Origin of the sequence: Xanthomonas sp. GPE 39 (genome assembly GCF_000963005.1) — a bacterium.
Classification (GTDB): Bacteria; Pseudomonadota; Gammaproteobacteria; order Xanthomonadales; family Xanthomonadaceae; genus Xanthomonas_A.
In genome coordinates this window covers 1-4,685 of sequence record NZ_JZHZ01000008.1, presented here as the reverse complement: position 1 = coordinate 4,685, position 4,685 = coordinate 1, and the positions used below count along the sequence as shown (strand labels likewise).

Sequence of the window (4,685 nt, the reverse complement as noted above, 5' to 3'; positions counted from 1 at the left end):
CTTCGTCGTCTTCTCAATGCTCATGCTTGGAAATGCAACGTCTCTACTTCAAAGTTCATAACACGCTCTAAGGTCGGGCCGGATACTTGTGAAGTCGTCAAATCGTATCGATTGCTCCGAGAACCATTTGAATGAATGTCCGTTCTGTAGTGCAAACAGAGTCTGTTCATCCGTATTGGTAGAGTCATCAGAGATAAATACATTTGTGAAAATGCGAAAAGTATTCTTATTAGCAGTCAAGTGCCCTAGCATCAACTTGACAAGGTCGTCATGCCGTACGCTGCGTGGCTTTCTTGGAAGTTCGACAACGGGAAGAGACTGACCAAGATGGCGAAAATGAGGGGAACCTTTTCGTCGAACGGCGACGACACTCGCGCCATGTTCATCGACGAGTGGCTCAGCACTCATTGCGTCATACTTCGCAGCTGTCTCAATTTCACTAGCCTGATACTCAGCCTTTGATAGAAGGCCAAATGCAGAGGGGGACTTTGGCATGCGGTGTGGGCCCTGACTGTTTCCACATCGTAATATCGTGTCATCGAAAAAGTAAAGTCACAGCCGGGCGGGGGCGGAGCCAAGACATGCTCCGCCAACAGTTGCGCATCTTATATTATCAGCTTCTATCGCTGTGTTCCAAGCCAGGATTTGTTCAAATAGCCAGTTGTCGTCCACTTCCCAGATGTGATCAACGAGCTGCGCGGCTCTTGCTCGGACTACGGCTCGCGGGATGCCCTGCACGTAGGGGCCGCAGACAACCATGTCTAAGTTTAGCGGCAGATCGTGAGCCCCTTGAGTCACGGCCCACCTAAGAAATTCGTCTCGCGCAAGGGGGCATGCCAAGGACCGCTTGACTACATTAACTAATGACTGACGTCTAAGGTGGGCTCGGGTCATTTGAACTTCTAGCCAATGGTGCAGGCATTCCAGGGATTCAAACCTCGGACTGCAATGCGCAGAGTTTGTTTTTTTAGGGTCCAATTACTGCCTTTTGGCGAATATTTGAATTTTACCTGAAGTCCGTAGTTTTCCAGTTTGGTTAAAAGTGGTGAGGTATGCATAAAATAGCAATAATATAAAGAGTTAATTTGTCAATCCTGGCGATAGCCAGGATTTTGGCCTACATAAGTCACTTCGAAATAGCCATGATGAAGTGGTGGATATTCTGGTTCGTCGAGCGAACTCAGATCATGTGCGGGGCCTGATCACAGACGGAGCAATTGAGACGCAGCTTGATAAGGCACTCGCCAGAGTCGATGCGGCCAAACAGCATCGAGAGCTTCAATCCAACGAGCGCAAGAGAGTGGCGCAGAGCGATGCGGCAGAGCCGGTGATGAAAAACTCATCCCGTAGCGTCCGCTTGTAGGACTCGCTCTGGACACTGAGAGCTGTTCATTGAAGGTCAGAAGGCGGCGGCGGCGTAGATCTCGCGCTCGTGGTTGCTTACCGCTAAAGTGCCCGATCTGTTGCGACTTGGCGCCAAGTCCAGGGCAGTCTCGAAAGGAATTGCTGTAGGTGTTCAGAGCTTTGGTGTTTTGGGTTGTCGTGCTCGCCACATGGTCAGTGGTAGCCGCAGAGTTGTTTGGGCGCACGACCGTCACGGATGGCGATACGCTCACTGTAGCGAAAAAGCACATCCGGCTATGGGGCATCGACGCCCCGGAGAGCACGCAGCAGTGCAGCACTCAGGATGGGCGCTCTTGGCCATGTGGTCGACGGTCCGCCGCCGCGCTGGATGGCTATCTGTTGGACAAGACCGTTAGTTGCGAACCCAAGGACACGGACCTCTATGGCCGGGTGGTCGCGGAGTGCTGCGTCCAGGGGCAGTCGGTCAACCGCTGGATGGTGCACTCGGGCTGGGCGGTCGCGTATCGGCAATACACCATAGCGTTTGTCGCTGACAAAGCTGACGCGCCAGCACCAGCGCAACCTCTGGCGGGGGGGGGGCTTTCAGATGCCAGCAGACTACCGACGCAGCAAACGAGACTAGGCGGCCCAGCAGGCTCAGGTGATCACGCCACCCGTGTTGGAGCGCATGTTCTGTAGCCCCGAGGAGGCTTTGCGGGCAGGGTGGCAGCCGCAAAGCGCTGACTGGGCTTTGTGAAGGAGGATCATTGAGCCGGTTGGTGTCCAAGCCTAGCTTGTGAAACACTTGTCTATCATTTCACCCTGGATACGGCGCGATGTCGGCGCAGGACAACATAATTTCGTGGCGCCAAGCGGCGCAAGTTTTGAGTCGCCCTGTGCTTGCCCAAGCTGCAAGGACAGGCGACGGCCGCTTCATCCGTAAGCTCCTGATCGACGCCGGTCTGCAGGTTGGCTCAGATCAAACGGTCGCTGAGTTGCTAGACCAGGTGTTGGATGGGCTTCGGCGGAACTATCGCTGCGAATATTTCTACAAAGCGACCATTGCCGATCGCATCGTGTTTGGGAAGCATAGTCCCCGAACGTCAAGCTTGCATGTCGAACTTCCTGTGGGGCGTTCGATTGTCGATTTAGCTGTTTTTAATGGAACATCTACGGCCTACGAAATCAAGACGGAGTTTGATAGTCATCGTCGATTGTCAACGCAGACCCCAGACTATTTGAAGGTGTTCGAGCGCGTTTATTTGGTGACGCATCCATCGATCAGTCCGAGCTATTTGCGTATGCTCGACGAACGAGTGGGCATTCTGACGCTTCAGTCAAATGGGTCCTTGCGGGAGATTAGACCACCAAATAGCTGTGGTGCCGATCTAGACAAAATATCGCTGTTTGGCATGCTTCGCAGCCAAGAGTATTGTCTAGCTTTGCAGCAGCAATTTGGTGCGCAGCCAGAAGTCCCGAATGGGCTTCGCTACGAGCACTATCGCCGTCTGTGGGAAATGCTGTCGATCGAGGAGGCGCATCGCATAGTCGTTGCGGCCATGCGGGGGCGTACCACCACAGAGTCGATGGCAACATTTGTCCGTGAGTTGCCCCGGAGTTGTCGAGTTCTCGGCTATGCCACACCTTTGTCTACCACTCAGCAAAAGCGCGTCTTGAACGCACTGCATGATCTGAGTTAGCCTTGATCAAGGACCGGCGCAGGGGGCGTCACTTGGGGAATAAGGATGTATGTTCCGTATCTGTATGGCCGCCGATCTGAGCTATTGGCGATTCGCACTTTGCTTGGCCACGCTGATCGAGATATGACACAGTGGCTTCCTGTTGTGGAGCCGGTCATCGCCCAAGTCAATGACCTTGCAAGGTGCATCAGTCTTTGCCAAGAAGCTAGCCAAAGTATTGGCGTCATCGTCAATCCGTACAGGCATCAGCTTCGGGACGAAGATGCGCTGTCAGCTTGGCAGAACCAGATCTGGAACAAACTCAATGAGGCACCCGCGATATTGCCGACCTTCCTGGCCGATGCGCGGGTCACACGATCTGGTCTTGAAGCATTCTTGGCGCGCTTTCCTGGTCGAGATTTAGCGGTGGTCGTCTGCGATGACCATTTGTCGCTTCGCGACGCCCAGTGGCTCAGCAGGCAGGCCCGCGTTCGTTGGTTCTTGATATTCACCGATCATGTCGGTTCTCAAACGATAGCGGCGCTACCAGCACCACGCACCATCTGGATGAAAGATTGCTTTATCAGTCAGGTGCGGAATGCCGACTATCAAGGAGCAGACTTTTTTACCGATCGCCATGCACTCTTCCAAGGACACGCTGCGGGGATCGGTGACTACCTTTGCTTGGGTAAGGCGTTTCAGGACGGAGGTGGACCGCCTGGGGCAGTTACTATTCATGCCGCTTACAAGGACCTGGCAAGTCAGCATGTTCGTATTGAACACTTCGTGTCTGATGATCAGATCCAGCTTCAAGTTGACACGGCGGTGAAGTTCTTGCAGGCGGCTAGTAAGCTTGTGAATCAGGTCCGTCGGCGGCCGAATGAATTCGGTTCAAATCCTGCATTGAGTAAGTTTGAACGACTGGTTCAAGAATCGCTTTTTCCTCAGCTCGCTGGTAGTAAGAAGCTGCAAATTATCCATCATATGTGTCTGATGATGGATGTCTTGCAGGGACGCTTATAGAGCGCCGCTCCTCATGCTAGATTCAGAGTGATGTTATCACGGTCAGGATGACAGATGCATTTGATGAATTTTCTCGCGACTTGTTATATGCGGTGGCAGGCAGCGTGACTTTGTTCTTTGATCAATTTTCCACTTGAAGCTATAGGTTAATCGGAAATTTACGCCCATAAAGGATTGGCCTTTTGAGCATGCTGATAGGGAATTCGTAATGGCAAGATTAGCTGAAAGTTCTGTTGCTTTTGCTTTGAGGGATTGGCAATGGGGGAGAGGGTTAATCAAGAAAAAGAGTAGAGGAATTTTCATCAGTCTGTCTGGAAATGCCGATAAGAAATTCGGCGATCTTAAAATTGGCCTGGGAGATAGGTTTTATCTTTTTGAAGTTAAGTCGACTTGGGATACGGTCGAAGAAGAGTGGCAGAGGCCGATTGTTAAAGGACGTAAGCATGCGCATCTTATGCTGCGCTCTGTGATTGAGGGGGTGGCGATCGAGGATCAAGAAGCAATTAATATTCTGAATATTTCGCTCATTGCGCATCACTTCGTCTACGCCGATGTCAACGGGCCTCGCCCTAGAGCGTGTTATGAACTTGAGGCTTTCGCGGCTATCGTAAGCGGATGAAGCCAGCACGCTCCTATCCG

3 protein-coding genes and 2 pseudogenes are annotated in these 4,685 nt (G+C 52.4%); all 5 read left to right on the top strand.

The genetic code is table 11. The annotated features are described in order from the left end of the window. Nucleotides 1-1,108 precede the first annotated feature (1,108 nt). A pseudogene (locus tag XALGPE39_RS16535) lies at nucleotides 1,109-1,363 on the top strand (ankyrin repeat domain-containing protein); the annotation flags it as partial. 149 nt (nucleotides 1,364-1,512) lie between these two features. Next, nucleotides 1,513-2,101: pseudogene (locus XALGPE39_RS14770) on the top strand (thermonuclease family protein). Nucleotides 2,102-2,180: 79 nt separating this feature from the next. Beyond that, the gene (locus XALGPE39_RS14765) at nucleotides 2,181-3,044 is read left to right on the top strand and encodes a sce7726 family protein (protein WP_045729268.1); all 864 of its coding nucleotides are present in this window, start codon (nucleotides 2,181-2,183) and stop codon (nucleotides 3,042-3,044) included. Nucleotides 3,045-3,089: 45 nt separating this feature from the next. Next, nucleotides 3,090-4,046, top strand: a complete 957-nt coding sequence (locus XALGPE39_RS14760) for a sce7725 family protein (RefSeq protein ID WP_152624985.1) — start codon at nucleotides 3,090-3,092, stop codon at nucleotides 4,044-4,046. Between the two features lie 208 nt (nucleotides 4,047-4,254). Further along, on the top strand, nucleotides 4,255-4,665 hold the full coding sequence (locus tag XALGPE39_RS15865; RefSeq protein ID WP_152624984.1) for a hypothetical protein: 411 nt from the start codon (nucleotides 4,255-4,257) through the stop codon (nucleotides 4,663-4,665). The last annotated feature ends 20 nt before the right edge of the window (nucleotides 4,666-4,685 follow it).

What these genes read in the sequence shown, in the direction of transcription:
- XALGPE39_RS14765 (WP_045729268.1), top strand. Translation starts at nt 2,181, where the DNA reads ATGTCGGCGCAGGACAACATAATTTCGTGGCGCCAAGCGGCGCAAGTT.
- XALGPE39_RS14760 (WP_152624985.1), top strand. Translation starts at nt 3,090, where the DNA reads ATGTATGTTCCGTATCTGTATGGCCGCCGATCTGAGCTATTGGCGATT.
- XALGPE39_RS15865 (WP_152624984.1), top strand. Translation starts at nt 4,255, where the DNA reads ATGGCAAGATTAGCTGAAAGTTCTGTTGCTTTTGCTTTGAGGGATTGG.